This is a genomic window from Mesorhizobium sp. M0590 (assembly GCF_040320905.1).
In the GTDB taxonomy this organism is placed as follows: Bacteria; Pseudomonadota; Alphaproteobacteria; order Rhizobiales; family Rhizobiaceae; genus Mesorhizobium.
Genome location: NZ_JAMYQN010000011.1, coordinates 9,804 through 34,419 on the forward strand (window position 1 = coordinate 9,804; position 24,616 = coordinate 34,419).

General features: G+C 63.7%; 19 protein-coding genes. 9 read left to right on the forward strand and 10 right to left on the reverse strand.

Translation table 11 applies throughout. The features are described 5' to 3' along the window. Positions 1–331: 331 nt before the first annotated feature. The 6 genes from NKI52_RS18930 to hutI all read right to left on the reverse strand — a co-directional run bounded on the left by NKI52_RS18930 (position 332) and on the right by hutI (position 15,292). Positions 332–8,902 (reverse strand): glycoside hydrolase family 94 protein, encoded by an 8,571-nt coding sequence (locus tag NKI52_RS18930; RefSeq protein ID WP_352699047.1) that lies wholly within the window; start codon positions 8,900–8,902, stop codon positions 332–334. 268 nt (positions 8,903–9,170) lie between these two features. Further along, the gene (locus NKI52_RS18935) at positions 9,171–9,758 is read right to left on the reverse strand and encodes a HutD/Ves family protein (RefSeq protein WP_352699048.1); all 588 of its coding nucleotides are present in this window, start codon (positions 9,756–9,758) and stop codon (positions 9,171–9,173) included. Between the two features lie 8 nt (positions 9,759–9,766). Further along, positions 9,767–11,437, reverse strand: coding sequence for a urocanate hydratase (hutU, locus tag NKI52_RS18940; RefSeq protein WP_352457143.1), 1,671 nt, complete (start codon positions 11,435–11,437; stop codon positions 9,767–9,769). A gap of 32 nt (positions 11,438–11,469) precedes the next feature. Further along, positions 11,470–12,288 (reverse strand): N-formylglutamate deformylase, encoded by an 819-nt coding sequence (hutG, locus tag NKI52_RS18945; protein ID WP_023674420.1) that lies wholly within the window; start codon positions 12,286–12,288, stop codon positions 11,470–11,472. A gap of 236 nt (positions 12,289–12,524) precedes the next feature. Further along, positions 12,525–14,060, reverse strand: coding sequence for a histidine ammonia-lyase (gene hutH / locus NKI52_RS18950; protein WP_352571517.1), 1,536 nt, complete (start codon positions 14,058–14,060; stop codon positions 12,525–12,527). Then, positions 14,057–15,292 carry an imidazolonepropionase gene (hutI, locus tag NKI52_RS18955; protein ID WP_023674418.1) on the reverse strand — a complete coding sequence of 412 codons (1,236 nt, stop codon included), beginning with the start codon at positions 15,290–15,292 and terminating at the stop codon, positions 14,057–14,059. Before hutI ends, hutH begins: the two co-directional genes overlap by 4 nt. A 98-nt stretch (positions 15,293–15,390) precedes the next feature. On the opposite strand from hutI, the gene NKI52_RS18960 reads away from it, so the two are divergent. Together NKI52_RS18960 and hutC are read left to right on the forward strand one after the other, a co-directional pair. After that, a complete protein-coding gene (locus NKI52_RS18960) occupies positions 15,391–16,743 on the forward strand; it encodes a formimidoylglutamate deiminase (protein WP_352699050.1) in 1,353 nt (450 codons plus the stop codon). Continuing rightward, positions 16,740–17,501, forward strand: coding sequence for a histidine utilization transcriptional repressor HutC (gene hutC, locus NKI52_RS18965; RefSeq protein WP_352699052.1), 762 nt, complete (start codon positions 16,740–16,742; stop codon positions 17,499–17,501). Before NKI52_RS18960 ends, hutC begins: the two co-directional genes overlap by 4 nt. A 162-nt stretch (positions 17,502–17,663) precedes the next feature. Here the strand turns inward: hutC and NKI52_RS18970 are convergent, their stop codons facing one another. Beyond that, on the reverse strand, positions 17,664–18,008 hold the full coding sequence (locus NKI52_RS18970; protein WP_023674415.1) for a RidA family protein: 345 nt from the start codon (positions 18,006–18,008) through the stop codon (positions 17,664–17,666). 212 nt (positions 18,009–18,220) lie between these two features. Here NKI52_RS18970 and aztA point away from each other — a divergent pair, with 212 nt between their 5' ends. From aztA to NKI52_RS18990, 4 genes are all read left to right on the forward strand, one after another. Further along, on the forward strand, positions 18,221–19,033 hold the full coding sequence (gene aztA, locus NKI52_RS18975; protein WP_352699054.1) for a zinc ABC transporter ATP-binding protein AztA: 813 nt from the start codon (positions 18,221–18,223) through the stop codon (positions 19,031–19,033). Beyond that, positions 19,033–19,908 (forward strand): zinc ABC transporter permease AztB, encoded by an 876-nt coding sequence (gene aztB / locus NKI52_RS18980; RefSeq protein WP_352699205.1) that lies wholly within the window; start codon positions 19,033–19,035, stop codon positions 19,906–19,908. Before aztA ends, aztB begins: the two co-directional genes overlap by 1 nt. Before the next feature lie 22 nt (positions 19,909–19,930). Next, positions 19,931–20,872, forward strand: a complete 942-nt coding sequence (aztC, locus tag NKI52_RS18985) for a zinc ABC transporter substrate-binding protein AztC (RefSeq protein WP_352699056.1) — start codon at positions 19,931–19,933, stop codon at positions 20,870–20,872. A gap of 123 nt (positions 20,873–20,995) precedes the next feature. Beyond that, complete coding sequence (locus NKI52_RS18990; protein ID WP_352699058.1) at positions 20,996–21,334, forward strand: protein tyrosine phosphatase family protein; 339 nt, start codon at positions 20,996–20,998, stop codon at positions 21,332–21,334. Positions 21,335–21,349: 15 nt separating this feature from the next. On the opposite strand, the gene NKI52_RS18995 is transcribed toward NKI52_RS18990, so the two are convergent. Further along, positions 21,350–21,676: a hypothetical protein gene (locus tag NKI52_RS18995; RefSeq protein WP_352699060.1), complete on the reverse strand. Its 327-nt coding sequence runs from the start codon at positions 21,674–21,676 to the stop codon at positions 21,350–21,352. A gap of 9 nt (positions 21,677–21,685) precedes the next feature. Beyond that, complete coding sequence (locus NKI52_RS19000) at positions 21,686–22,153, reverse strand: Lrp/AsnC family transcriptional regulator (RefSeq protein WP_023674409.1); 468 nt, start codon at positions 22,151–22,153, stop codon at positions 21,686–21,688. A gap of 139 nt (positions 22,154–22,292) precedes the next feature. Here NKI52_RS19000 and hppD point away from each other — a divergent pair, with 139 nt between their 5' ends. The 3 genes from hppD (at position 22,293) to NKI52_RS19015 (ending at position 24,076) form a co-directional block, all read left to right on the forward strand. Further along, the gene (gene hppD, locus NKI52_RS19005) at positions 22,293–23,408 is read left to right on the forward strand and encodes a 4-hydroxyphenylpyruvate dioxygenase (protein WP_352699062.1); all 1,116 of its coding nucleotides are present in this window, start codon (positions 22,293–22,295) and stop codon (positions 23,406–23,408) included. Positions 23,409–23,477: 69 nt separating this feature from the next. After that, positions 23,478–23,705, forward strand: coding sequence for a type II toxin-antitoxin system Phd/YefM family antitoxin (locus NKI52_RS19010; protein ID WP_352624210.1), 228 nt, complete (start codon positions 23,478–23,480; stop codon positions 23,703–23,705). Further along, on the forward strand, positions 23,702–24,076 hold the full coding sequence (locus NKI52_RS19015; RefSeq protein ID WP_352699064.1) for a type II toxin-antitoxin system VapC family toxin: 375 nt from the start codon (positions 23,702–23,704) through the stop codon (positions 24,074–24,076). The genes NKI52_RS19010 and NKI52_RS19015 overlap by 4 nt, the downstream gene beginning before the upstream one ends. Here the strand turns inward: NKI52_RS19015 and NKI52_RS19020 are convergent. Beyond that, entirely contained in the window at positions 24,055–24,615 is a 561-nt protein-coding gene (locus NKI52_RS19020; protein WP_352699066.1) for a DinB family protein, read from the reverse strand. The two genes, NKI52_RS19015 and NKI52_RS19020, sit on opposite strands and share 22 nt — an antisense overlap. Between the last annotated feature and the right edge of the window lies 1 nt (position 24,616).

Here is a 24,616-nt window from a genome sequence, read left to right on the forward strand (position 1 = left end):
TGCGTCATTTTTTGACTCGTATCGGTTGACGCGTCGCAAAACAATGCTCGTCTAGCTCTTCCGTTCCCATTCCGCGAACAAAAGATGACGACGCTTCGAAATTTGCCGTGATCGTCTAACAGTTTGAGATAAAAGGTGAAATGTCAGCGTTGCGGCAAAATCATGGCAGCTGGAAAGCACTGCCACAATTTTAATCAGCAAGACCCTGGGCACGACGTCTAAAGTCGTGTGCAGGCATTCAGCAAGGTCAAACGCAAATATAACCGGTAGAGGCACTTGGAGCGCCCGTGCGTGCCCTGGGAACGCTAAGCGACGCTCCAAGCCCTTGAATCTAGGCCGGTATTCTGACGACCACCTCGGCACTATCTCCGGCTTTTGGCTCGAAGGACGAAGATTTGGTCTTCGTGCCATTCACTTCAAGTGAGATGGCCCGGGCCTTTTTGTCGCGGACGACGCGTACCTTGATCTCGGCGCCCAGCATCTTCAGAGTTGCCGAATAGCCGTCCCAATGGCTAGGAAGTCTCGGCGTGAACTGGAGGCGCTGTCCGCGGCGCTCTATGCCGAGAATGCTCTCGACCGCGGCGCGATAAAGCCAGCCCGCCGACCCGGTATACCAGGTCCAGCCGCCGCGGCCGCCCTTGTCTTGCCCGGAATAAACGTCGGCCGCGACGACATAAGGTTCCACCCGGTAGCGCTCTGCCGCGGCTTCGTCGAGCGCATGGTTGACCGGATTGAGCATTGAAAGGCAACGGTAGGCATCGTCGGTGCGACCCATCTCGGCTAGCGCAATGACGAACCATGTTGCCGCGTGCGTGTATTGGCCGCCGTTTTCACGGACCCCCGGCGGATAGCTCTTGATGTAGCCCGGGTCCTTTTCCGTCTTCGAGAAGGGCGGGGTGAACAGTTTGGCGATCTTGAGGTCGTCGTCGACGAGCGCTTTCATCGCCTGCGCCATTGCCGTGGTCGACCGCGCCGGGTCGCCCTCGCCCGAAAGCACGCTCCAGGACTGGGCGATCGAGTCGATCTTGCACTCGTCCGACTTGCGCGAGCCGAGCGGCGTGCCGTCGTCGAAGCTGCCGCGCCGATACCACTCGCCATCCCAGGCGGTGCTTTCCAGCGCCCGTTTCAGCACCTCGGCGTGCTTCGTCCAGGCCTGCACGCGCTTGGCATCGCGCTCCGCCTTGGCGACGGCGGCAAAGTCGCCCAGCGTCTTCAGCAGGAACCAGCCCAGCCACACGCTCTCGCCCTTGCCGTGCTCGCCGACGCGGTTCATGCCGTCGTTCCAGTCGCCGCCGAGGATCAGCGGCAGCCCGGCTGGGCTGCTGCGCTTGACGGCAAGATCGAGCGCCCGCGCGCAATGGTCATAGAGCGAGGCCGTCTTCTTCGAGATTTCCGGGATGAAGAAAGCATCGTGCTCGCCTTCGCCCAGCGCCTGCCCTTCGATGAAGGGCAGTTGCTCCTTCAGGATCGCGGTGTCGCCGGTCACCAGCAGGTAACGGGCCGTGGCGTGGGCCAGCCAGACCACGTCGTCCGAGATCATGGTGCGGACGCCGGCCTCGGTACGCGGCAGCCACCAATGCTGTACGTCGCCTTCGGGGAATTGCCGCCGCGCCGCATTGAGGATCTGATCACGCGCCAGCTTGGGGTCATGCGCCAGCAAAGCCAAGGTATCCTGCAACTGATCGCGGAAGCCGAAGGCACCGCTCGCCTGATAGAACGCAGAGCGGGCACGGATGCGGCAGGCCAGGCTCTGATAGGGCAGCCAGTGATTGATCATAGCGTCGAGTGCCTTGTCCGGCGTCTCGACCTGGATTGTGTCGAGAAAACCGCGCCATGTGCGCTCGTTGTCGGCCAGCCGCTGATCGAAATCCCTTGAGCGATGGGTCTGCACCAGCGCGCTGGCCGCCTCGGGCGAGGCCGCGTCGCCGAGCAGCCAGAGCAGCGTGACGTCGCCGCCGGCAGCGATGTCGATGTCGCGTGCGATGGCCGCGCAGGGATCGTCGCCGGCCTCGACACGGCCGGACAGGCCGGCGCCGCTCAGCACGGCATGCGGAAACTCGCTCGTGCCTTGCCTGCCGATGAACTCGCCGCGATCGGCGGTGACCGAATGCACAGCACCGTCGGCGGCCAGAAAGGCGATCCGCTCGCCGAAATCGAGCCCATAGGGATTTTGCGCCAGCAATGCGCCGGTTGCGGCATCCCTCGACGGAACGATGCTTGCAGCGGTGCGCGAGCGATGGCCGCCAAGAACCCATTCCGCATAGGCGTAGACGCGCAGCCGCATCGGCACCGAACCCGAATTCTGGATGCGCAGCCGCGATATCTTCACCGGATCGACGGGATCGACAACATGGGTCAGGTCCATCGACAGCGGCCCGCGTTTTGAGCGGAACGTCGAAAAACCCTGCCCGTGCCAGGTTTCGTAGGTCATTGTCGGATCACGCACCACGGCAGCCATTGGCGAGAACGCCCTGCCACTGGCATGATCGTAGATATAGATGCCCTCGCCCGGCCGGTTGGTGACCGGATCGTTCGACCATGGCGTCAACTGATAGTCGCGGCTGTTGCGGCTCCAGGTGAAGGCAGCGCCTTCAGCCGATATGTGGAACCCGAACGATGGGTTGGAGATGACGTTGATCCACGGCTGCGGCGTCGTGCGCCGGCCGGCAAGACGCACGACGTAGTGGCGTCCGTCGCCGTCGAAGCCGCCGAAACCGTTCCATTGGTCGAGCCCGCTGCCGTCGACGCGGCCCTCGATCAGTGCCTGGGCCGCAGATGCTTGCGACGTCGGCACCGGCAAGGACGGCTCGCGAAGCGCTGCAAGGTCTGCCGGCTGGAGGGCGGCGTCCCGCGCCTGCAGTGCTGCGGCCTCGGCGCGCTCGATCTGGTCGAAGATGGTGCCGTTGCGCGTATGCAGCACCACCCGAGCGACGGCGAGCAAGGTCCTGTAGGTCGTTTCCTCCATCAGATCGCGGCGCACTGCGAAGATGTGCTGGCGGGGTCCGAGTTCCTTGCCGCGCAACCGGCTGTTTTCGCACAGCGTCTCCACCGCGCGCTGCAGGTCCTGCACGTAGGATGACGCCTGCTCGTTGACGACGACAAAATCGATCATCATGCCGCGGGCGCGCATGTATTCCTGGAAGCGAAGCGCCTGGGCGACGATCTCCAGATCGGCGACATCGGCGATCCTGACCAGGAAAATCGGAAAATCGCCGGATATGCTGGTCGGCCACAGGCTGGACTGCCTGCCGAGCCCGGAGACGATGGATTCGCCCGGAAGGCGCAGGAACGGATCGGGATAGATCAGATAGCGCGCCAGCTTCTGCACATTGGCGGCGTCGGACAGGCTGAGGCCAAGGTGCCGGGTCTGCACCTGCGAGCGCGTCCAGGCGAGCATCGCCTGGCGGGCGAAGCTTTCGGGATGGTCGAGCCGTGCGATGGCGGCATCCAATTCGGCGCGATGGGTACCGACGACGGTCCAGAACGTCAGCGAAATCTTCTTGTTGGCCGGCACGCGCACCTGCCGGCGAAGCGATGCGATCGGATCCAGGGTGAAGCCGGAATGGCCGCCAAGCGTGGCGCCGGGATCAAAGGCAGCCGCTTCGGTGATGGTGCGGCCGCGGCCGATGAAGGCGCGCCTGTCGGTTTCCGCCTCGGCGTCTCGCGCCGATCCAGACGGGTCGGTGACGAAATGCACCATGGTGACGTCGGGTTCGTCCTTTTCGCGCTTGCCCCTGGTGGCGAAGATCGCGCCGTTGTTCGGCGCGATCTCGGTTTCCACGAACATCTTCGAAAAAGCCGGATGGGCATTATCCGAGGGCTCGGAGCCCAGCACCAGTTCGGCAAACGAGGTTACTTCGATATGCCGGTCGGCGGGGCCATCATTGTGGAGCGTCACCCGTCGGCCCTCACCATTGCCTTCCGAGATGACGATGCACTCGACTTCCGAACGCAGCGATCCAATCGATTTGACGAAGCTCGCCTTGTCGTCGGAGAACAGCGTCTGCGCACGCTCGCCGGCGGCGCGCTTCGGCTCGGCGGTGGCCGACCACCAGTCGCCGTTGCTGGCGTCGCGCAGGAAAATATAGGAACCAAGGCGGTCCTCGGTCGGATCCGGCTGCCAGCGCGTGACCGCAAGTTCGCCCCAGCGGCTGTACCCGGAGCCGGTGGCGGTCACCATGACCGAATAGCGGCCATTGGACATGACACTGGTCGAGCGGAGCGCCCTGAGCGGATCGAGCACGATGCGGGTATCCGGGCTTTCCAGCTCGGTCTCGTCCTTCGAGCGCTCGTCGGCCTCGGTCCTGACGGTCGCAGTCGGGATGTCGCGCGGCGCCCTTTCCTGCAGCAGCAATTCGGCCGACTCGATCACCGGATCGCTGTGGAAGCGGTCGCGCAGGCGCCCTTCGAAGATCGCATCGGCAACTGCGGCAATCGACATGCCGGAGTGGTGGGCCATGTAGTTGAGCACGACGGCGTGGTCGGTGCCCTCGGGAACGCGTTGCGGCGTGAAATCCACCGCATCGTAAAAACCGTGCCGGCCCAGTGCGCCCAGCCGCCTGAGCTTGGCCAGGTTCTGGACGGATTCATGCGGCGTGAACTGCGCTGCCAGCACGGTCGCGTAAGGCGCGATCACCGTGTTTTGGCCAAGGCCGCGCTTCAGGCCGAGCCCGGGCACGCCGAAATTGGTGTACTGATAGGTTAGCTCGCGGTCGCGGGCGTTGTAGGCCGCTTCCGAAATCCCCCAGGGAACGTTCTTCGAACGGCCATACTGGATCTGGCGCTTGATGATGAGCTTGCTGGTCTGGTTGAGAATGCTGCCTTGCGGCTCCTTCATCACTAACGGCGGCATCAGATATTCGAACATCGAGCCGGACCAGGACATCAGTGCGCCCTGGAAGCCGATCTCGACGATCGGCCGGCCGAGCCGAAACCAGTGCTCGGTCGGCAAATCGCCCTTGGCGATGGCGAACAGGCTGGTCAGCCGCGCCTCGGAGGCCAAAAGATCGTAGCAGCTTTCGTCGAGCTGATGCTCCTCGACCCGGTAACCGATCGACAAGAGCTTGCGTTCGGGCCGCATCAGGAACGAGAAATCCATCTCGAAGGCGAAACGGCGCGTGCGCTCGCGCAACGTCAGAAGCTTGGCCCGCAATGCCGCGACGGCGTTTTCGTCGCTGTGCGCGTCGTGCACATGCGCCTCGCAGGTGGCTTCGAGCCTGGCCGCCCAATCGGCGATGGTGTCGCTCTGGGTCGACGCGGCCTCGGTGTGGATGGCTGTCGCGAGCTTGCGTATCTCGCCGGCCAGGACGGCCAGGTTGATGGTACGGATCGACGCCATCTCCGGCTGCGCCTTGATCAATTCGACCGCCCGCCGCATGCCGTCGAGACGGTCGGCGAGCCGCTGGCGCAATGGCCGCAATTGACGCCGGTCGTCGGGCAGTTCCTCAAGGCTTTCGTCGAGGATGGTGACGGTGTCGAGGATGCCTTCGAAGTCGCCCTGCACATGCACCGACGGCGCTTCGGCCCATTCGGCGCAGGCAGCGGCCACGGCCACCAGATGGCCGGCGAGATTGCCGCTGTCGACCGCCGAAATGTACAGCGGGTAGAGCGGCTTCAGGGTCGTCGTGTCATACCAGTTGAAGAGATGGCCGCGATCGCGCGGCATGCTCTCGATGGTCGACATGGTCGCGTCGATGCGGTTGACGGCGTCGGAGAGGCTGATCCAGCCGAAATCGCGTGCCGAAATCACCGACAGCAGGTAGACGCCGATATTGGTCGGCGAGGTGCGGGGCGCCACCACGGGGGCCGGGCTTTCCTGGAAATTATCCGGCGGCAGATGGTGATGCTCGGCCGTCACGAAGGTCTCGAAATAGTGCCATGTACGCCGCGCCACGGTGCGCAGCGCGTGGATGTCGGCGGCCGATATGCGCAGGCGGTCCTCGGTTTCGGCCGAACGGCTGATCCAGCAGGCGATGGCGGGCGAGCCGATCCAGAACAAGGCAAAGAAGAAGGCGACGAAGGCGCCGGTGGAATCGGCCAGCACCGGGACGGCGAGGCCGACAACGCCGATGATCACGGCGCCGTACATGATGCTGTAGTAGGAGCCGAGATCGTTGTCGCCGCCCTTGTGTGCCTGCGAGGCGGTGCGCCATTCGAGCAGGTTCTGGCGGCTGACGAACAGGCGGTAGAGCGTGCGGATGATCGCGTCGCCCATCATCCAGGCAAGGTGCGCCATCAGCACGATCTTCAGCGCCACCAGGGCGGTGCCGAAGGCAACGTCGCGCGCCAGTGCCGAGAAATGGCCGCGCGGCGTCTGGTCGCCGCTCTTCGGCAGGATGGCGTCGACGATGTCGAAAGTGGGCGCCATGAACAGCGTGAGGATCAGCAGCGCCTGCCATTGGGCGGCCTGCGTGAAGGGCAGCAGCGTCCAGCCGGCGATCGCGGCCATCACCCAGAAGATCGGCGTCACCGAGCGGCGCAGATTGTCCACCATCTTCCAGCGCGACAGCGCCGGCACGTTTGAGCGCGGGCCAAGAATGAAGCCCAGAAGCTGCCAGTCGCCGCGTGCCCAGCGATGGTGGCGCGACGCGTCGACCGAATAGCGGGTCGGATAGTCCTCGACCAGTTCGACGTCGGTGACCAAGGCCGAGCGCGCCAGGGCGCCTTCGAGCAGATCATGGCTGAGGATGGTGTTTTCCTCGATGCGGCCCTTCAGCGCCGCCTCGAAGGCGTCGACATGGTAGAGACCCTTGCCGGTGAAGGAACCGTCGCCGAAGATGTCCTGGTAGAGATCCGACACGGCAAAGACGTACGGATCGAGCCCGCGATTGGCGGAAAAGACACGCTGAAAGAACGATGCCTCGTCGCCACTGGTCAGCGACGCGGTGATACGCGGCTGCAGGATGGAATAACCTGCCGTAACCTCGCGCCGTGCGACATCGAAATGCGGACGGTTGAGCGGGTGGCAAAGCTTGCCGGCCAGCGCAGCGACGGCGTCGCGGGTGGTGCGGGTGTCGGCGTCCAGCGTCATCACGTGGACGACGCTCTCCGGCAATGGCACTTCCAACGGCAGGAAGGTGGTGTCGCTGTCCCCGCGCAGCAGAAGGTTCAATTCGTGCAGCTTGCCGCGCTTGCGCTCCCAGCCCATCCAGACGCCTTGCGATGCGTTGTAGAGCCGGCGCCGATGCAGCAGATAAAAGCGCGGCGCCCCTTCCGAGGGATAGCGGGCGTTCAGCCTGGCGATTTCGGCGCGGGCGAATTCGAGGATTTCGACATCCGCCGTATCGATCTCGGTCTTCGAGTCCGGCCAGTCGGAAAGCAGCGCGAAATAGACTTCGCCCGCCGTGTTGGCGAGGTGATGCACCTCGATGTTGCGGATGTTCTCCTCGACATCGTCGCGCGAGCCGATCAGCGACGGCACCACCACCAGCGTGCGCGCCTCGGGCGGCACACCGTGCCTGAAATCATAGCCGATGAGACGCGTCGGCTTCAAAAACAGCGAGACGACGGTGTTGAAGAATGCAAGCGCGCCTTCGCTGGCCGGCACCGCGAACAGGGCCAGCATCAGGACGATCGACGGCACCGACAGGCCGAGATTGGCAAGCGCATTGCCGGAAACGACCAGAAGCAGGACCGTCAGCGCAAACACCGGCACGACGATGCCCAGCCATCCGGTCTTGCGGAAGGTCCGGTTGAGCGTCTTGCCGATGGTCGGCCGGTAGCCGATCGACCGCTCGAGCTCCTGCCGGCGCGGGCCGACCAGAAAGAAGCCGACGTCGGTGTGAGCGATCGGACCGCTTTCGGAGCCCGGTGCATCGGCAGCATGGCCGGCGAGCTCGATCGCCCTTTCGGCAACGCGAAATTCGGAGAGATCGGAACGGCGCGCCAGCTCCTCGATCGCAGTCCGGTATTGGTCGCGCGAAAAGAAATCGAGCGCGGCGAAATCGGTGCGTTCGCGCAGCAAGGTGTCGATGCGGCTGACGCCCTCGAACCACACCGTCCAGTCGATGTCGTTGATCAGGCGCAGGCCGCGGATGATGTTGCCGGTGGTCACGTTGCCGCTGGACAGCGTGTGGTGCTCGCTGAGGATGATCTCCTCGGCGTCGGAGCCGGTCCTTTCCAGCTCGCCCTCCAGCCATTCCAGCGCCCTGCCGGCATTTTGCGAGCCGTCACGCAGCCGGTAGAGCAACTGGGTGGCGAAGGTGGTGTCCTGCGCATGGGCGCTGTAGTGGGAAAGTATCGCCTGCCGGTCGGCGCTGTCGTCCGTCGCCAGCACACGGTCGGCGACCTCGTTGGCGATCTGGCGCAGTTCCCGCGTGCGATTGACGCGGACCGCGATCCGGCGAAGGTTCTCGATTAGGACGAAGCGCAGCAGCGACGGCAGCGCCCATAATTCGCCAATCTTCAGCGGCTCGATGGACTGGAAGCCTTCGACGATCGCCTTGAACATGGCCGACGAGACGGAACTGTCGGAATGCGCGACATAGGTCCACGCGACCGCCAGTGCGCGCGGCACGCTGGATCCATCCGACAGTTTCAGCGTCGGCAACTGGCGGTAGAAGCGGCGCGGCAGGTCGCGCTTGACCTGAAAAATGGTCTCCTCGACCAGGTAGTTGTTGTCGAGCAGCCACTGCGCCGCGGGCGTGATCGTTTCGCCCCTCGCCTGGGCAGCGTTGGTGGAACGGTAGACATCGAGAATTTTCCTGGCGCTGTCGCGGATGCGCGCCTGAAAATCGAAAGGCGTCAGACCGAACAAGTCCTTGGCGTCGCCATTGGCAAGGGCTGCGCCCAAAGCGCGCAGCCGATCTTCCGGCAGGAAATTGGAGCGTATCGGCACGTCGGTGACAGCCGGGAAGCTGGCGCTCGTCTTTTCGATCTGTGCGAGATTGGTCTGGATATTCATCTAAGGTTCCGTGTTGGGGACGCAGTGCGGCGTCACCGCCACGGCAATGTCCCTAAAACCGGTCCAAATGCAATTGGTTGCATCGCAACACTTGGCCGAAAGTTTTGTTTCCGCACCACGACAAGATGCCGTCTTTCGACAACTTCCAGGCGGGCACTATGAGCATCGTTTCGGCTTCTGATCGGCGGAAGATTCAGGCTTTTTCGTGATGCAGCGACCAGCTTACGCGATATTTGGCCGGCGTCACGATCATGTTTGGAAACAGACGTTAATCGTTGCCGGCAATGCGGTCGATGCGGATCACGAACAGCATGGCCGGCCGGACCGGATCCAGGCGCAGTTCCGGCGCTTGCGCCCCAAGCAACAGCGCGTCGAGCGGCCCAAGTTGCATGGGCGCCGCGCCGGCCACGCTGAGTTCGGCGTCGACGCACAGGATGAGTGTTTCATCGGCTTCGGCCTGGATCTCCGTCGGAGCCGAAATCAGCAGGCGCTCGACCGTGTGGATCGCCCGGTCGCGGCGGGTCATGACGTTGAGGTCGGTGATCGGACCGGCGATCAGCGTGGCTTGCGTCGGCACGTCGGCCGGAAAGGCAAGCGGTGCGGAAGTCTTGATGATTTCGACCGGTAGCCGGCCGGCGATGTCGAGGATCATGCCCTCGCCTTCCAGCAACGCCAAGGTCCGGTCGACGCCGGCAAATCCGGAAAATGGGCCGCCGCTCTCGACCAGCGCCATCGAGACGCGCCAGTCGAAATCGTCGAGCCCGGCACCTGGCGGCGAGACGGCAATCTCCGTCGTCACCCCGCCGCCGTTCTTCCACGGCATCGACCGGTATTCGGCTGCCCGAAGGATGCGCAAGGCGCGGCTCAGCCCAAAATGCCGGGCAGGTTGAGCTGGTTCTCCCGGGCGCACTCGATCGCGATGTCATAGCCGGCATCGGCGTGGCGCATGACGCCGGTCGCCGGATCGTTCCACAGAACCCGCTCCAGGCGCTTGGCCGCCTCGGGCGTGCCGTCGGCGACGATGACCATGCCGGCATGCTGCGAAAAGCCCATGCCGACGCCGCCGCCATGGTGCAGCGACACCCAGGTGGCGCCGGACGCCGTGTTGAGCAAGGCATTGAGCAACGGCCAGTCGGAGACGGCATCGGAGCCGTCCTTCATCGCCTCCGTCTCGCGGTTCGGCGAGGCGACCGAGCCGGAATCGAGGTGATCGCGGCCGATGACCACCGGCGCCTTCAGTTCGCCCCTGGCGACCATCTCGTTGAAGGCGAGGCCGAGCCGGTGGCGATCGCCAAGCCCAACCCAGCAGATGCGCGCCGGCAGGCCCTGGAAGGCGATGCGCTCACGCGCCATGTCGAGCCAGTTGTGCAGATGGGTGTTGCCGGGGGTCAGCTCGCGCACCTTGGCGTCGGTCTTGTAGATATCCTCGGGATCGCCGGAAAGCGCTGCCCAGCGGAACGGCCCGATGCCGCGGCAAAACAGCGGACGGATATAAGCCGGCACGAAACCCGGGAAGGCAAAAGCATTCTCGAACCCCTCCTCCTTCGCCACCTGGCGGATGTTGTTGCCGTAGTCGAGCGTCGGCACGCCGGCATTCCAGAACGCCACCATCGCCTCGACATGCTCGCGCATCGACGCGCGGGCAGCTCTTTCAACGGCCTTCGGGTCGCTGGTGCGCTTCTCGCGCCACTCGGCCAGCGACCAGCCCTTGGGCAGATAGCCATTGAGCGGGTCATGCGCCGAGGTCTGGTCGGTGACGATGTCAGGGCGCACGCCGCGCCGCACCAGTTCCGGCAAGATGTCGGCGGCGTTGCCGACCAGGCCAACCGATTTCGCCTCACCGGCTTTGGTCCAGCGCTCGATCTTTTCCAGAGCCTCGTCGAGCGTGTCGGCGCGCTCATCGACATAGCGGGTGCGCAGCCGGAAATCGATGCGGTCGGGATCGCATTCGACGGCCAGGCAGCAGGCGCCGGCCATGACCGCGGCGAGCGGCTGGGCACCGCCCATGCCGCCGAGACCGCCGGTCAGGATCCACTTCCCCCTGAGATTGCCGCCATAGTGCTGGCGGCCGGCCTCGACGAAGGTCTCGTAGGTGCCCTGCACGATGCCTTGCGTGCCGATGTAGATCCACGAGCCGGCCGTCATCTGGCCGTACATCATCAGGCCCTTTCTATCGAGCTCGTTGAATTTCTCCCATGTCGCCCAGTGCGGCACCAGGTTGGAATTGGCGATCAGCACGCGCGGGGCGTCAGGATGAGTGCGGAACACGCCGACCGGCTTGCCCGATTGCACCAACAGCGTCTCGTCGTCGCCAAGCGTCTTCAGCGAGGCAACGATGCGGTCGAAATCGTTCCAGGTGCGCGCCGCCCGGCCGATGCCGCCATAGACGACCAACTCGTTGGGGTTTTCGGCGACGTCTGGGTCGAGATTGTTCATCAGCATGCGCAACGGCGCTTCCGTCAGCCAGGTGCGGGCGTTGAGCTCGCTGCCGCGCGGGCTGCGCACTTCACGGATGTTGTGGCGAGGATCGGTCATGATTGTCCCTTTCGAGTGAGGTGCACCGCGCGTCAGCGTTCGGCCCAGGCGATCGCGGTTTCCAGGATCTTCTTCAGCGTGACGCGGATCGGCGCCGCGAATTCGGCCTCGTAAGGCACCGGCCAGTTAGCCGGTTCGCCCTTGCCTTCGGGCTCGCGCATATAGCCGCGGTTGGAGAGTTCCATCTGCAGCGCGTGGACGCCGGCTAGCGGCTGGCCGAAATGGCGCGTGATCCAGCCGCCCTTGAAGCGGCCGTTGACGACGTAGCTCTCGCCGGTTTCGGCGAGGATCCGGCCAACCGTCGCTTGCAGCGTCGGATCGGCGCTCTTGCCGTCATTGGTGCCGAGATTGAAGACCGGCAATTTGCCTTCGAAAAGGCGCGGCAGCACCGAGCGGATCGAATGGCAGTCATAGACGACGACCTTCCCATGCAAAGCGCGCAGCCTGTCGATCTCGGCCTGCAGAGCGGCATGATAGGGTACGAAGAACTTCTCGCGGCGTTCGTCGATCTCCGACGGTCCCGGCTCTTCACCCTTGCGGTAGAGCTGATCGCCGTCAAAGGTCTCTGTCGGGCAGAGCCCAGTCGTCGTCTGGCCGGGATAGAGCGAAACGCCGGACGGATCGCGGTTGACGTCGATAACGGTGCGCGAAATCGCCGTATGCACGACCGTCGCGCCGAGGCTCTCGGCGAAGTCATAAAGCTTGTCGATCCACCAGTCGGCGTCACGGCGGCCGAGCCAGGGCGAGACCAGCCGGCTGTCGAGGCCGGCGAGATCGATGCCGGTATGCGGGATCGAAACCAGCAGGGGTGCTGTGCCTTGGGTGACGGTGAGCCAGGAGGGTGAGGTCATCGGAAGTCTCCGCGCGACAGAACGCGACCTTGCAATCGTCCGTGAACACCGACCTCGGTTTTTATCGCTCGCAACGCATTTTGTTCTTGCTTTGTGCCGGCAGCTATGCTACTAAGTTCGGTATGGTGCTGATTCGGCCCGACGACCCGCCCTCGAGGCGGGTTTTTTGTTGCCGGGCTGAGGTTGGCAGGACAGAGGGGGGCGCGACAGAACGCGACCTGTCACGGCACACCGCCTCATGACGCAACGCCCGGCAGTTTCACCGCACCCGCGGCCTTCACCGCCGCGCCGCTGCGTATCATGGCGATGGCCTTCTCCATGTCGGGGTGGAAGTGCCGGTCGTTGTCGAGATGCGGCACCTCTGCCCTGACCAGCCGGCGCACCGCCTCCAGTGCCGCGCTCGAGGCCAGCGGTGCGTGGAAATCGCAGCCTTGCGCCGCGGCCAGCAATTCGATGCCGATGACGGCCGTCGCATTCTCGACCATGCCGATGAGGCGGCGCGCGCCATGCGCCGCCATCGAGACGTGGTCTTCCTGGTTGGCCGAGGTCGGGATCGAATCGACGCTGGCCGGATAGGCCTTTTGCTTGTTTTCAGAAACCAGTGCTGCCGCCGTGACCTGAGGGATCATGAAACCGGAATTCAGACCCGGCTTGGGCGTGAGAAAGGCCGGCATGCCCGACAGCGCCGGATCGACCAGCATGGCGATGCGCCGCTCCGACAGCGAGCCGATCTCGCAGACGGCGAGTGCGATCATGTCGGCGGCGAAGGCGACCGGCTCGGCATGGAAATTGCCGCCCGAAAGTGCGGAGTCGTCCTCGGCAAAGATCAGCGGATTGTCGGTGACGCCGTTGGCCTCGGTGCCGAGCGTCTCGGCGGCCTTGCGGAGCACGTCGAGTGCAGCGCCCATCACCTGCGGCTGGCAGCGCAGGCAATACGGATCCTGCACGCGCTCGTCGCCGACGCGGTGCGATTCACGGATGGCGCTGCCGGCCATCAAATTGCGCAACGCCTCGGCCGTCTCGATCTGGCCGCGATGTTTCCTGAGCAGATGGATGCGTGGATCGAACGGAGCGTCGGAGCCCTTGGCGGCATCGGTCGACAGCGCGCCGGCGACCAGTGCCGACTGGTAGAGCACTTCCGCCTCGAACAAAGCGGCAAGCGCATAGGCGGTCGAAAACTGGGTACCGTTGAGCAGCGCCAGGCCTTCCTTGGCGCCCAGTGTCACCGGCTCCAGGCCATGCGAAACGAAGGCGACCTTGGCGGGAAAGCGGCCATGCGGGGTAAAGCACTCGCCGACGCCGATCATCACGGCGGTCATGTGCGACAGCGGCGCAAGGTCGCCGGAAGCGCCGACCGAGCCTTGCGCCGGCACCACGGGGATAACGTCGTTGGCCAGCATCGCCTCGATCAGTTCGATCGTCCGCGGCCGCACGCCGGAGGCGCCCTGTGCCAGGCTGGCCAGCTTCAGCGCCATCATCAGCCGGCAGATTGCGACGGGCATCGGCTCGCCGACGCCGGCGGCATGAGACAGCACGATGTTTCGCTGCAACGTTTCCAGATCGGCGGCGGGGATGCGGACGCTGGCCAGCTTGCCGAAGCCGGTATTGATGCCATAGACCGGCTCGCCCTTGGCAACGATCCTGGCGACGGCCTCGGCGCTGGCCTTGATCTTCGGCCGGCAGGCATCGTCGAGCCTCAGTGCGGCGCCGCGATAGATGGCGCGCCAATCGGCCAGCGTGGCATTGCCCGGCCTTAGCTTGAGTTCGGTCATTGTCCCCTCCAGATGCGGGCATGCAGCGGGTTGAAGCCCATGCGGTAGACGAGTTCGGCCGGGCGCTCGACGTTCCAGATCGCCAGATCGGCCGATTTTCCGGCCTCCAGCGTGCCGGTCTGTCCAAGCAGCCCGAGCGCGCGGGCAGCCTCGCGGGTAACGCCGGCAATGCATTCATCGACGGTCAGGCCAAACAATGTCGCGGCCATGTTCATGGTCAGCAGCAGCGAGGTCAGCGGCGACGTGCCGGGATTGTTATCGGTGGCAACGGCCATCCTGACGCCATGCTGGCGAAACAAGGCGATCGGCGGCTTCTTGGTCTCGCGAATGAAGTAGTAGGCGCCGGGCAGGATGGTCGCCAAGGTTCCGGCCTTCGCCATCGCCGCCGCACCGGCCTCGTCGGTGTATTCGAGGTGGTCGGCCGATAGCGCACCATAGCGCGCCGCAAGTTCGGCGCCGTGCAGATTGGACAGCTGGTCCGCATGGAGCTTGACCGGCAGGCCCGCCGCCTTCGCGGCATCGAACACGCGGGCGATCTGCTCCGGCCAAAAGGCAATGCCTTCGCAAAAACCGTCGACGGCATCGGCCAGGCCCTCGGCAGCGACGGCCGGCAAAATCTGCTTTGCAACAAGATCGATAAAGGCGTCCTTGTCACCTTTTGCTTCGGGCGGCAGCGCATGAGCGCCGAGGAAAGTGGTCCTGACCGTCACCGGCCGCTCACCGCCCAGCCGTCGTGCGGCGCGCAGCGACTTCTTCTCGTTTTCGAGGTCGAGACCGTAGCCGGATTTAATCTCGACGGTGGTTACGCCTTCGGCAAGCAGCGCATCGAGGCGCGGCAGCGACTGGCCGACCAGTTCGTCCTCGCTCGCCGCGCGCAATGCCTTGACCGAGGAGACGATGCCGCCGCCGGCCTTGGCAACCTCCTCATAGCTGGCGCCGGCCAGCCGCATCTCGAATTCATTGGCACGGTTGCCGGCGTGGACCAGATGAGTGTGGCAGTCGATCAGGCCGGGCGTGATCCAGCGGCCTTCGCAGTCGATCGCCTCGGCGCCTTTGCTAAGTGCTGCCGGCATGTCGGCTTCCGGCCCAGCATAGACGATCCGGCCGTTGCGCACGGCGATTGCACCGTGCTCGACAACGCCTGACCCGGGGCTGCTTTCGGCCATGGTCGCGAGGCGCGCATTGCGCCAGAGGCGAACCTCCCCTGCCCGGCTTTTGCTCTCTGCAGCCATCATCTTTTCCGTTTCAATAGGTGACGATTATGTATATACATATGAAAAGGCACTGCAAGCGCTATCATCGCACGGCAGACCGGGATTTGGAGAAAAACGTGACAGCAATCTTTGCGGAACAGGCGCTTCTGCCCGACGGCTGGCACAGCAATGTGCGGATCGTCATCTCCGACGGCAGGATCGCCACGGTCAAGGCGAATACCTCGCTCCTGCCTGGAGACGAGCGCCGTGCCATCCTGCTATCAGGGATGCCGAACCTGCACAGCCATGCCTTCCAGCGCGGCATGGCCGGCCTTGCCGAATTGCGCGGCCCTTCCGCCGACAGTTTCTGGAGCTGGCGCGAGGTGATGTACCGATTTGCGCTGTCGATGACGCCGGACCAGGTCGAGGCGGTTGCAGCCCAGCTCTATGTCGAGATGCTGGAGGCCGGGTTCTCGCGCGTCGGCGAGTTTCACTATCTCCACCACGACCGCGACGGCCGGCCCTATGCCAATATCGCCGAGATGGCGCAGCGCATCGTTGCCGCAGCGTCCGAGACAGGCATCGGGCTGACTTTGCTGCCGGTGTTCTACGCGCATTCCTCTTTCGGCGGCGCTGCGCCAAATGAAGGCCAGCGCCGGTTCATCAACGATGTGAACCAGTTCTCGCGGCTTGTTGAGAAATGCCGCGAATCCATTCGCGCGCTGAATCAAGGCGTCGTCGGCGTCGCCCCGCACAGCCTGCGCGCCGTGACACCGGAGGAACTGGAAAACATCATGATGATCGCACCAGAGGGGCCGATCCACATCCACATCGCCGAGCAGATGAAGGAGGTCGAGGACTGCCTTGCCTGGTCCGGCGCGCGGCCGGTCGAATGGCTGCTTGCCAACGCCAAGGTCGACCAGCGCTGGTGCCTCATCCACGCCACCCACATGACCGACAGCGAGACGACCGATTTGGCGAAAAGCGGCGCCGTTGCCGGTCTCTGCCCGATCACCGAGGCCAATCTCGGCGACGGCACCTTTGCCGCGTCCTTGTTCATGCAGCATGGCGGCCGCTTCGGCATCGGCTCGGATTCAAACGTACTGATCGGCCTGCCGGACGAGTTGCGGCAGCTCGAATATTCGCAGCGCCTCGCCCGCCGCGCCCGCAACGTGCTGGCGGTGGCCGGCGGCTCGACCGGACGTGCGCTATTCGATGCAGCGCTCGATGGTGGCAGTGCCGCGCTGGGCGCCGGCCCCTCGCAGATCGCAGCAGGTGCCTCGGCCGATTTCGTTTCGCTCGACGGCAAGCATCCATCGCTGGCCGGCAAGACGGGCGATGCAATCCTTGACGCCTGGATTTTTGCCAACGGCACCAAGGTCGATTGCGTCTGGATGCATGGCAAGAAACTGGTCAGCGGCGGCATGCATGCCAAGCGCGATGCCATCGCCGAGCGGTTCCGCAAGGTGATGACAGCGCTTTCGGCATGAGCATGATCGGGACAATAAGCGCGGATTCTGGAAGCGCGGACGGCGGCGAGGTTCTTTCGCTGCACCAGCGCATCCTGTCGGACATCAGCGAACGGATCCTGTCGGGTGCCTGGGCGCCCGGCCACCGCATTCCGTTCGAGCATGAACTGACGGCCGAATACAATTGTTCGCGCATGACAGTGAACAAGGCGCTGTCGCAACTGGCCAAGGCCGGGCTGATCGAGCGCCGGCGTCGCTCCGGCAGTTTTGTCCGCCAGCCGCAGTCGCAGGCAGCCGTTCTCGAAATCCACGACATCCGGATCGAGGTCGAGGCACTTGGCCTGCCCTACCGCTACGAGCGCATGGCGCGAAACAGAAGGCGCAGCAGCGCCGACGACCGCGCCCTGCTGGAACTCGACGTCGCCGGGCCGGTGCTGGTGCTGGAATGCCGGCATTTCGCCGGCAAGCGGCCGTTCGCCCACGAGCAGCGGCTGATCAACCTGGCCGCCGTGCCCGAGGCTGCCGAAGAGGCGTTTTTCGACACGGCGCCCGGTCCGTGGCTGATCGGGCGCGTGCCGTGGAGTGCCGCCGAGCATCGGATTCGCGCCGTTGCCGCCGAAAAGCACATCGCGGCGGCGCTCGACATCGCGACCGGTGCGCCGTGCCTGGTGATCGAGCGGCGGACATGGAGCGCCGAGCACCCCGTCACCCATGTCCGCTTCACCTATGCGGCAGAGAACCACACGCTGGTGGCGCGGTTCACGCCGTCAAGGGGGTAACCCTCCCCCTCGAGGGGAGGGTCGCGGAGCAAATTGCCGCATGGCGGCATTTTGTGACGCGGGGTGGGGTCGGTGCAACCTCGCCGACCCCACCCCGTCTCGCAGTCTCCGCTTCGCTCCGACTACTCGCCGACCCTCCCCTCGAGGGGAGGGTAAAGACCCTCAAATCGCCGCGGTAACAATAATCTCGACCAGATATTCCGGTCCGGCAAGCTTGGCTTCGCCGGTGGCGCGGGCCGGCGTGTTGCCTTGCGGTACCCATTTGTCCCACTCCGCGTTCATCTCGGCAAAGGTGCTCATGTCGGCCAGCCAGATGATCGCCTGCAGGATCTTGGTTTTGTCGGTGCCGGCCTTGGCCAGCAATTCGTCGATCGCCGCCAGAATGTCCCTGGTCTGGGCACCGACGTTTCCGCCCGGCTTGCCGACCTGACCGGCCAGATAGACGGTGTTGCCGTGGATGACGATCTGGCTCATGCGCGGGCCTACATCGATACGACGAATGCTCATTGGATATTCCTTCTCCTCTTGTCGGTGCGCCTGTTTAGGGGCCGGGTTCGCCGGGGGCAAGGCCGCTCGAGCGGAACTTCTTGAGCCAAGCCAAAGCACACAACAAGACGGCCCGGCCGCAATTCCGCCCGATTGGCTTGTTGACTAATGTAATAACATCACATATCGAATCTGCCCCTGCAGCGCCGATTATCGCCCCAATGGATCGTCACATGAGCCAAACCTGCCTGACCTTCCGCGACCTGACGCTGGGCTACAATAGCCATCCTGCGGTCCACCACCTCAATGGTACGATCCGCAAGGGGTCGCTGACGGCGGTCGTCGGCGCCAACGGCTCCGGCAAGTCGACGCTGATGAAGGGCATTGTCGGCGTCTTGAAGCCGATGGCCGGCGCGGTGATCCGGGCGCCCGGCGTACGCGCCGCCTATCTGCCGCAGCAATCGGAACTCGACCGCTCCTTTCCGGCCCGGGTCGTCGACCTGGTTTCGCTTGGCCTGTGGCCGCGGCGCGGCATGCTCGGCCGTTATACGAGGGAAGATCGCGACTCGGTCAGCAAGGCGCTGATGGCCGTCGGCCTCGGCGGCTTCGAGAAGCGGCCGATCGACACACTGTCGGGCGGCCAGCTGCAGCGCACGCTGTTTGCCCGCGTGCTGTTGCAGGATGCCGAGCTCATCCTGCTCGACGAGCCGTTCAACGCCGTCGATGCCAAGACGGTCGGCGACCTGATCGCGCTGATCAAGCGCTGGCATGGCGAGGAACGCACGATCATGGTTGTGGTCCACGATCTCGATCTGGTGCGGCAGAATTTCCCCGAAACACTGCTCCTGGCGCGCCAGCCGATCGCCTGGGGCGAGACCAGGGAGACGCTGCAGCCGGAGAATCTGTTGCGCGCGCGCCGCTTCCACGAAGCCTGGGAAGACAACGCGCCGTGGTGTGAGCCCGGCGAGCATGATCACGAGCACGGTGGCCACGAGCACAGCCATGACCACGACCATCATCACGGCTCCGGGCCGAGGGTGGCATGATGGACGTGCTTTACGGTCTTTTCGTCGCTCCTTTCGCCGACTACGCCTTCATGCAGCGGGCGCTTGCCGGTTCGATGATGCTGTCGCTCGGCGCCTGCCCTGTCGGCGTGTTCCTGATGCTGCGGCGCATGAGCCTGTCCGGCGATGCCATGGCGCATGCCATCCTGCCGGGTGCTGCCGCCGGCTTCCTGTTCTATGGCCTGGAGATCCTGCCGATGACCATCGGCGGACTGATCGCCGGCATCATCGTGGCGCTCGGCGCCGGCGCCGTCTCGCGCTTCACCATTCAGCGCGAGGACGCCTCTATGGCGGCCTTCTATCTGATTTCGCTGGCCATCGGCGTGCTCATGGTGTCGATCCGCGGCTCCAGCGTCGATCTCATGCATGTGCTGTTCGGCACCGTATTGGCGCTCAACAACGAGGCGCTGACGCTGATCGGCGGCATCGTCGTGGTGACGCTGGTCAGCCTCGCCATCTTCTGGCGGGCGCTGGTCGCCGAATGCCTCGACCCTTTGTTCCTGCGCTCGGTCAGCCGGATGGGCAGCCCGGTGCATTTCATCTTTCTCGGCCTCGTCGTGCTCAACCTCGTCGGCGGCTTCCAGGCGCTCGGCACCTTGCTGTCGGTCGGGCTGATGATGCTGCCGGCAGCGGCGGCCCGCTTCTGGACCTCGCGCGTCGAGCCGATGTGCGTGCTGGCCACAGTAATCGGCTTTGTCTCCTGCATTGCCGGGCTGCTGTTGTCCTACCATGCGTCATTGCCATCCGGCCCGGCCATCATCCTGTCCGCCGGCGTCGTCTATTTCGCCTCGATCCTGTTCGGCACGCGCGGTATCCTGCGCGCCCGCATCGTCCATCACCGCCACAGAACTGCCTGATCCCAACAAGGAGAAACTGTCCATGCTGAAATCGATCCGCGCCGCCTTGGCCGTGAGCGTTATAACATTAACCGCCTTTGGCGCATCTTCGGCCTTTGCTGAGCCGTTGAAGGTGGTCGCCAGCTTCACGATCATCGCCGATTTCGCCAAGAATGTCGGCGGCGACCGCATCGATCTGACCACCATCGTCGGGCCGGACGGCGACGCCCACGTCTACGAGCCGAGCCCCGCCGATGCTGTGACGATGGCCAAGGCCGACATCGTGCTGGTCAACGGCCTGCATTTCGAAGGTTTTCTGCAGCGCCTGGTCGACGCCAGCGCCACCAAGGCTTCGATTGCCGTGCTGACCAAGGGGGTCACGCCGATCAATTTCAAACCCGAATTCGCCGAGGCCGATGCCGCCGAAGGCGCGGAAACCGATGGCGGCAAGACGGCCACCGATCCGCATGCCTTCCAGTCGATCGCCAATGCCAAGATCTATGTGAAGAACATCGCCGACGCCTTTTGCACGGCCGACGCTGCGGGTTGCGACAGCTACAAGGCCAATGCAGCCGCCTATACGCAAAAGCTCGAGGCGGTTGAGGGCGAAGTGCAGGCGGCGATCCAGTCGATCCCGCAGGAGAAGCGCGTCGTCATCACCTCGCATGACGCCTTCGGCTATTTCGAGCAGGCCTACGGCTTGACGTTCCTGGCCCCGGAAGGCGTGTCGACCGAGTCGGAGCCCTCCGCTGCCGACGTCGCCAAGCTGGTCAGCCAGGTGAAACAGGACAAGGCGGCGGCGATCTTCGTCGAGAACATCACCAACCCGCGGCTGATCGAGCAGATCGCCAGCGAGACCGGCATCAAGGTGGGCGGCACGCTCTATTCCGATGCGTTGTCGCAGCCCGACGGCCCGGCCGCGACCTACATCGATCTGATGCACAACAACATCGCCCAGATCAAAGGCGCGATCCTCGGCAGCTGAGCTGTCTAGTCACTCCATCCGGTCGGGCTGAAATTGCCCGGCCGGATTTCTGTCTAATGGCGGTTGCCGACCGGGTCAGGGAGTGGCAAGACTGCCGCTAGCCAGATTGTGAGGACCCCAGCCATGGAATACCGTCAGATCAGCGAGGACTATTCGGTCTCCGGCCAGATCCAGCCCGAGGATGTCGCGACCATTAAGGCCGCCGGCTTCAAAAGCGTGATCTGCAACCGGCCGGACGATGAGCAGCCCGGCCAGCCATCGGCCGACACCGTCAAGGCGGCGGTCGAGGGCGCCGGGCTCGCCTTCCGCTACATCCCTGTCATCAGCGGCCAGATCACGGCCGAGAATGTCGAGGACCAGGCCGAGGCACTGGATGAGCTTGATGGCCCGGTCTTCGCCTATTGCCGTTCCGGCGCCCGCTGCACCAATCTCTACGGGCTGATCAAGCAGTCGAAGGGGTGAGAGGCGTTCCGATGATTAGTGATGCCGCCGTCTGGCTATGACCCGCCGCAGCCAGAAGAAAGCGACAAGCAAAGCGACATATAGCGCAAGATCGACGAGCGGAATCGTAGCGACCAAAAGTACGATGAAGCCCGCAAGACATATCGGAAAGCCGACACCGCACCACCAGCGCGCCTTCGGGTGGGTGAGTTCGACCCAGCCATACGGCCACGAAGGCCAGGGATTGATGATGCGCAACTCCCAAGCCTTCGGTTCATGCGCGGCGTGGATCAGACTACCAATCGTGAACGGCACAATCCCCACTAGAAACAGCACGATGCCGGCGATCTGAAAGTTCGACATGATTTACACTCAAATCGGCAGCGCGCCGGTCTCCTTTAACGTCTCAAGCACGATCGCCGTCTTCACATGCTGCACCGATTCGTGCGGCAGCAGCACGCCGTTGACGAATTCCGACAGCGACTTCAGGTCGGGCGTCACGACTTTCAATATATAATCCATCTCGCCGGTCAGCGCGTGCGCTTCCTGCACTTGCGGCAGCCGCGCCACCAATTCGCCGAAACGCCGCGCATTGTCGCGGTTGTGGGTGGCGAGCGTCACCGAGATGACGTTGACCAGAGAAAAACCGAGCTTGTCGCGGTCGAGCACCGCCCGGTAACCCTTGATATAGCCGTCCTCCTCCAGCCGCTGGCGACGACGCGAGCACTGCGACGCGGAAAGGTTCACCCGTTCCGACAGATCGTTGTTGGTCAGCCGTGCATCGCCCTGCAACAGAGCCATTATCTTGCGGTCAAACTGGTCGATGCGCGCCTCATCCATGAATTTCGGGTCCGCAGTGCACAACTCGCGCATGATCTGACCATTTCAAGCGTTTGAATGCAAGCAATTTGCACTCGCTCCGCGCTATAATTGGGTTTAGATGGCCGACGCGGCCAGTTCCAGATTTCGGAGCAATGCCATGGGTCCCTTCCCGCACGACGCACCGCCCGCCAAGATCAGCAAAACCAATCCCGCCGGCACCGACGGCTTCGAGTTCGTCGAATTCGCGCATGCCGAGCCGGAAAAGCTCGCCGAACTGTTCACCCGCATGGGCTATGTGCCGGTGGCCAAGCACCGCAGCAAGGACATCACCGTCTGGCGGCAGGGCGACATCAACTATGTCGTCAATGCCGAACCCGGCTCGCATGCCATGAAATTCGTCGACAAGCACGGCCCTTGCGCCGCCTCGATGGCGTGGCGGGTGGTCGATGCAAGGCATGCCTTCGATCACGCGGTGGCCAAGGGCGCGACGCCCTATGAAGGCAACGACAAGACGCTCGATGTGCCGGCGATCGTCGGTATCGGCGGATCGCTGCTCTATTTCATCGAAACTTACGGCGAGAAGGGCTCGGCTTACGACGCCGAGTTCGACTGGCTGGGCGAGCGCGACCCCAGGCCGGAAGGCGTCGGCTTCTATTATCTCGACCACCTGACCCACAATGTCTATCGCGGCCAGATGGACAAATGGTGGGATTTCTACCGAGACCTGTTCGGCTTCAAGCAGATTCATTTCTTCGACATCGACGGCAAGATCACCGGCCTGGTCAGCCGCGCCATCACCTCGCCCTGCGGCAAGATCCGCATCCCGCTGAACGAGTCCAAGGACGAGACCAGCCAGATCGCCGAATATCTGAAGAAGTATAATGGCGAGGGCATCCAGCACATCGCCGTCGGCACCGACGACATCTACGGCGCCACCGACAGGTTGGCCGCCAACGGCCTGAAGTTCATGCCGGGACCGCCGGAGACCTATTACGACATGTCTTATGCCCGCGTGAACGGCCATGAAGAGCCGATCGAACGTATGAAAAAGCACGGCATCCTGATCGACGGCGAAGGCGTCGTCGACGGCGGCACGACCAAGATCCTGCTGCAGATCTTTTCGAAAACCGTGATCGGGCCGATCTTCTTCGAATTCATCCAGAGGAAGGGCGACGAAGGCTTTGGCGAGGGCAATTTCCGCGCTTTGTTCGAATCGATCGAGCAGGACCAGATCAAGCGCGGCGTGCTGAAGGTGGACGGCAAGGCAGCGTAGCCAACTCGGCCGAGGTGCCTTGTGGTTTGATCAATTATGACCTAAATTCTGGTCATAAGAGGTCTGACCATGAATGTTCCGATAGCAAAAGCGAAGGCCCAACTCTCTGAGTTGGTGAAACGTGCCCAGGCCGGCGAAGAGATCCATCTGACGCGGCATGGAGAGGTGGTGGCGACCTTAAGCGCGCCCACCCGGGCCGGCGGGAGCAAAGGCCTTTTTGGGGCCCTGAAAGGCCAAATTCGGATACCGGATGATTTTGATGAACTCGGTCCCGAATGGGACGAGTACATTAAATGAGCCGCCAATATCTGGTGGATACTCATATTCTGCTTTGGGTACTCAACGCGGATTCACGCCTTTCGGATCACCATCGCGACATCTTTCTTGCGGGCGAGGATGTGGTCGTCAGCGCCGTCTCGGTAGCAGAGATCGCCATTAAGAAATCGCTCGGCAAAGTCACGCTCACAGGCAACATCGTGGAAATCCTGCGATCGAACGGCATTCCGATCCTCAGTGTGAATGAACTACACGCAGCGAGGCTTGAGCATCTGCCGTTCCATCATCGCTATCCCTTCGACCGTCTGCTCATCGCACAGGCTCAAATTGAAGGTCTGACGGTGGTCACTGCGGATCGACATTTCTCAGCCTACGACGTCGCGTTGGCCTGATCATCCAGCTCCAGCCGCTCGACTTCGGCTTTCCTCAACTTCACATCGTAATCGAGGAAAAACTCGTCGAGTTGCGGCGGTTTCACCGAGGTGCCGGACAGCATCGCGTGCACCTGGCCGCGATGATGGATGTCGTGGATGAAGAGATGGGCGAGCAGATCGCCGGTCCGTTCCGGTATCATACCGTCCTCGCGCCGGTCGGTGAGGACGCGGCGCCCGAGATCGTCCGCCGACAGGCGGTCGCAAAAGGCGATCAGCCGCCGGTCGGCCTCCGTCCGCTTGCCAAAGAGCGCGTCCGCTTCGTCGAAGAGCAAGAACTCATCGTAGACCGCGGCGCCGACGCCGCCCTCTTCGAGAAAATCGAGATAGAGGTGATCGACCGCCAGAATGTGATTGAGCGTTGCCTTGATCGACGGAAAGAAGCTCGTCCGTTCGGCTTCGAATTCGCCGGGCTCAAGCTGCAGTACGGCGCCGTAGAGCCGGTCGTTCGACCACAGATTGTTGGCTGCCATGCGGTGGAAATGGTTCAGCAGGTCCATG

Bases quoted from the DNA above. Each gene is read 5' to 3' on its own strand.
- hutH (WP_352571517.1), bottom strand. From the start codon at position 14,060: ATGACCGAACTCAAGCTAAGGCCGGGCAATGCCACGCTGGCCGATTGG.
- NKI52_RS18930 (WP_352699047.1), bottom strand. From the start codon at position 8,902: ATGAATATCCAGACCAATCTCGCACAGATCGAAAAGACGAGCGCCAGC.
- NKI52_RS18970 (WP_023674415.1), bottom strand. From the start codon at position 18,008: ATGAGCATTCGTCGTATCGATGTAGGCCCGCGCATGAGCCAGATCGTC.
- NKI52_RS19010 (WP_352624210.1), top strand. From the start codon at position 23,478: ATGAATGTTCCGATAGCAAAAGCGAAGGCCCAACTCTCTGAGTTGGTG.
- aztB (WP_352699205.1), top strand. From the start codon at position 19,033: ATGGACGTGCTTTACGGTCTTTTCGTCGCTCCTTTCGCCGACTACGCC.
- aztA (WP_352699054.1), top strand. From the start codon at position 18,221: ATGAGCCAAACCTGCCTGACCTTCCGCGACCTGACGCTGGGCTACAAT.
- hutC (WP_352699052.1), top strand. From the start codon at position 16,740: ATGAGCATGATCGGGACAATAAGCGCGGATTCTGGAAGCGCGGACGGC.
- hppD (WP_352699062.1), top strand. From the start codon at position 22,293: ATGGGTCCCTTCCCGCACGACGCACCGCCCGCCAAGATCAGCAAAACC.
- NKI52_RS18990 (WP_352699058.1), top strand. From the start codon at position 20,996: ATGGAATACCGTCAGATCAGCGAGGACTATTCGGTCTCCGGCCAGATC.
- aztC (WP_352699056.1), top strand. From the start codon at position 19,931: ATGCTGAAATCGATCCGCGCCGCCTTGGCCGTGAGCGTTATAACATTA.
- hutI (WP_023674418.1), bottom strand. From the start codon at position 15,292: ATGGCTGCAGAGAGCAAAAGCCGGGCAGGGGAGGTTCGCCTCTGGCGC.
- NKI52_RS19020 (WP_352699066.1), bottom strand. From the start codon at position 24,615: ATGGACCTGCTGAACCATTTCCACCGCATGGCAGCCAACAATCTGTGG.
- NKI52_RS19000 (WP_023674409.1), bottom strand. From the start codon at position 22,153: ATGGATGAGGCGCGCATCGACCAGTTTGACCGCAAGATAATGGCTCTG.
- hutU (WP_352457143.1), bottom strand. From the start codon at position 11,437: ATGACCGATCCTCGCCACAACATCCGTGAAGTGCGCAGCCCGCGCGGC.
- NKI52_RS19015 (WP_352699064.1), top strand. From the start codon at position 23,702: ATGAGCCGCCAATATCTGGTGGATACTCATATTCTGCTTTGGGTACTC.
- NKI52_RS18995 (WP_352699060.1), bottom strand. From the start codon at position 21,676: ATGTCGAACTTTCAGATCGCCGGCATCGTGCTGTTTCTAGTGGGGATT.
- hutG (WP_023674420.1), bottom strand. From the start codon at position 12,288: ATGACCTCACCCTCCTGGCTCACCGTCACCCAAGGCACAGCACCCCTG.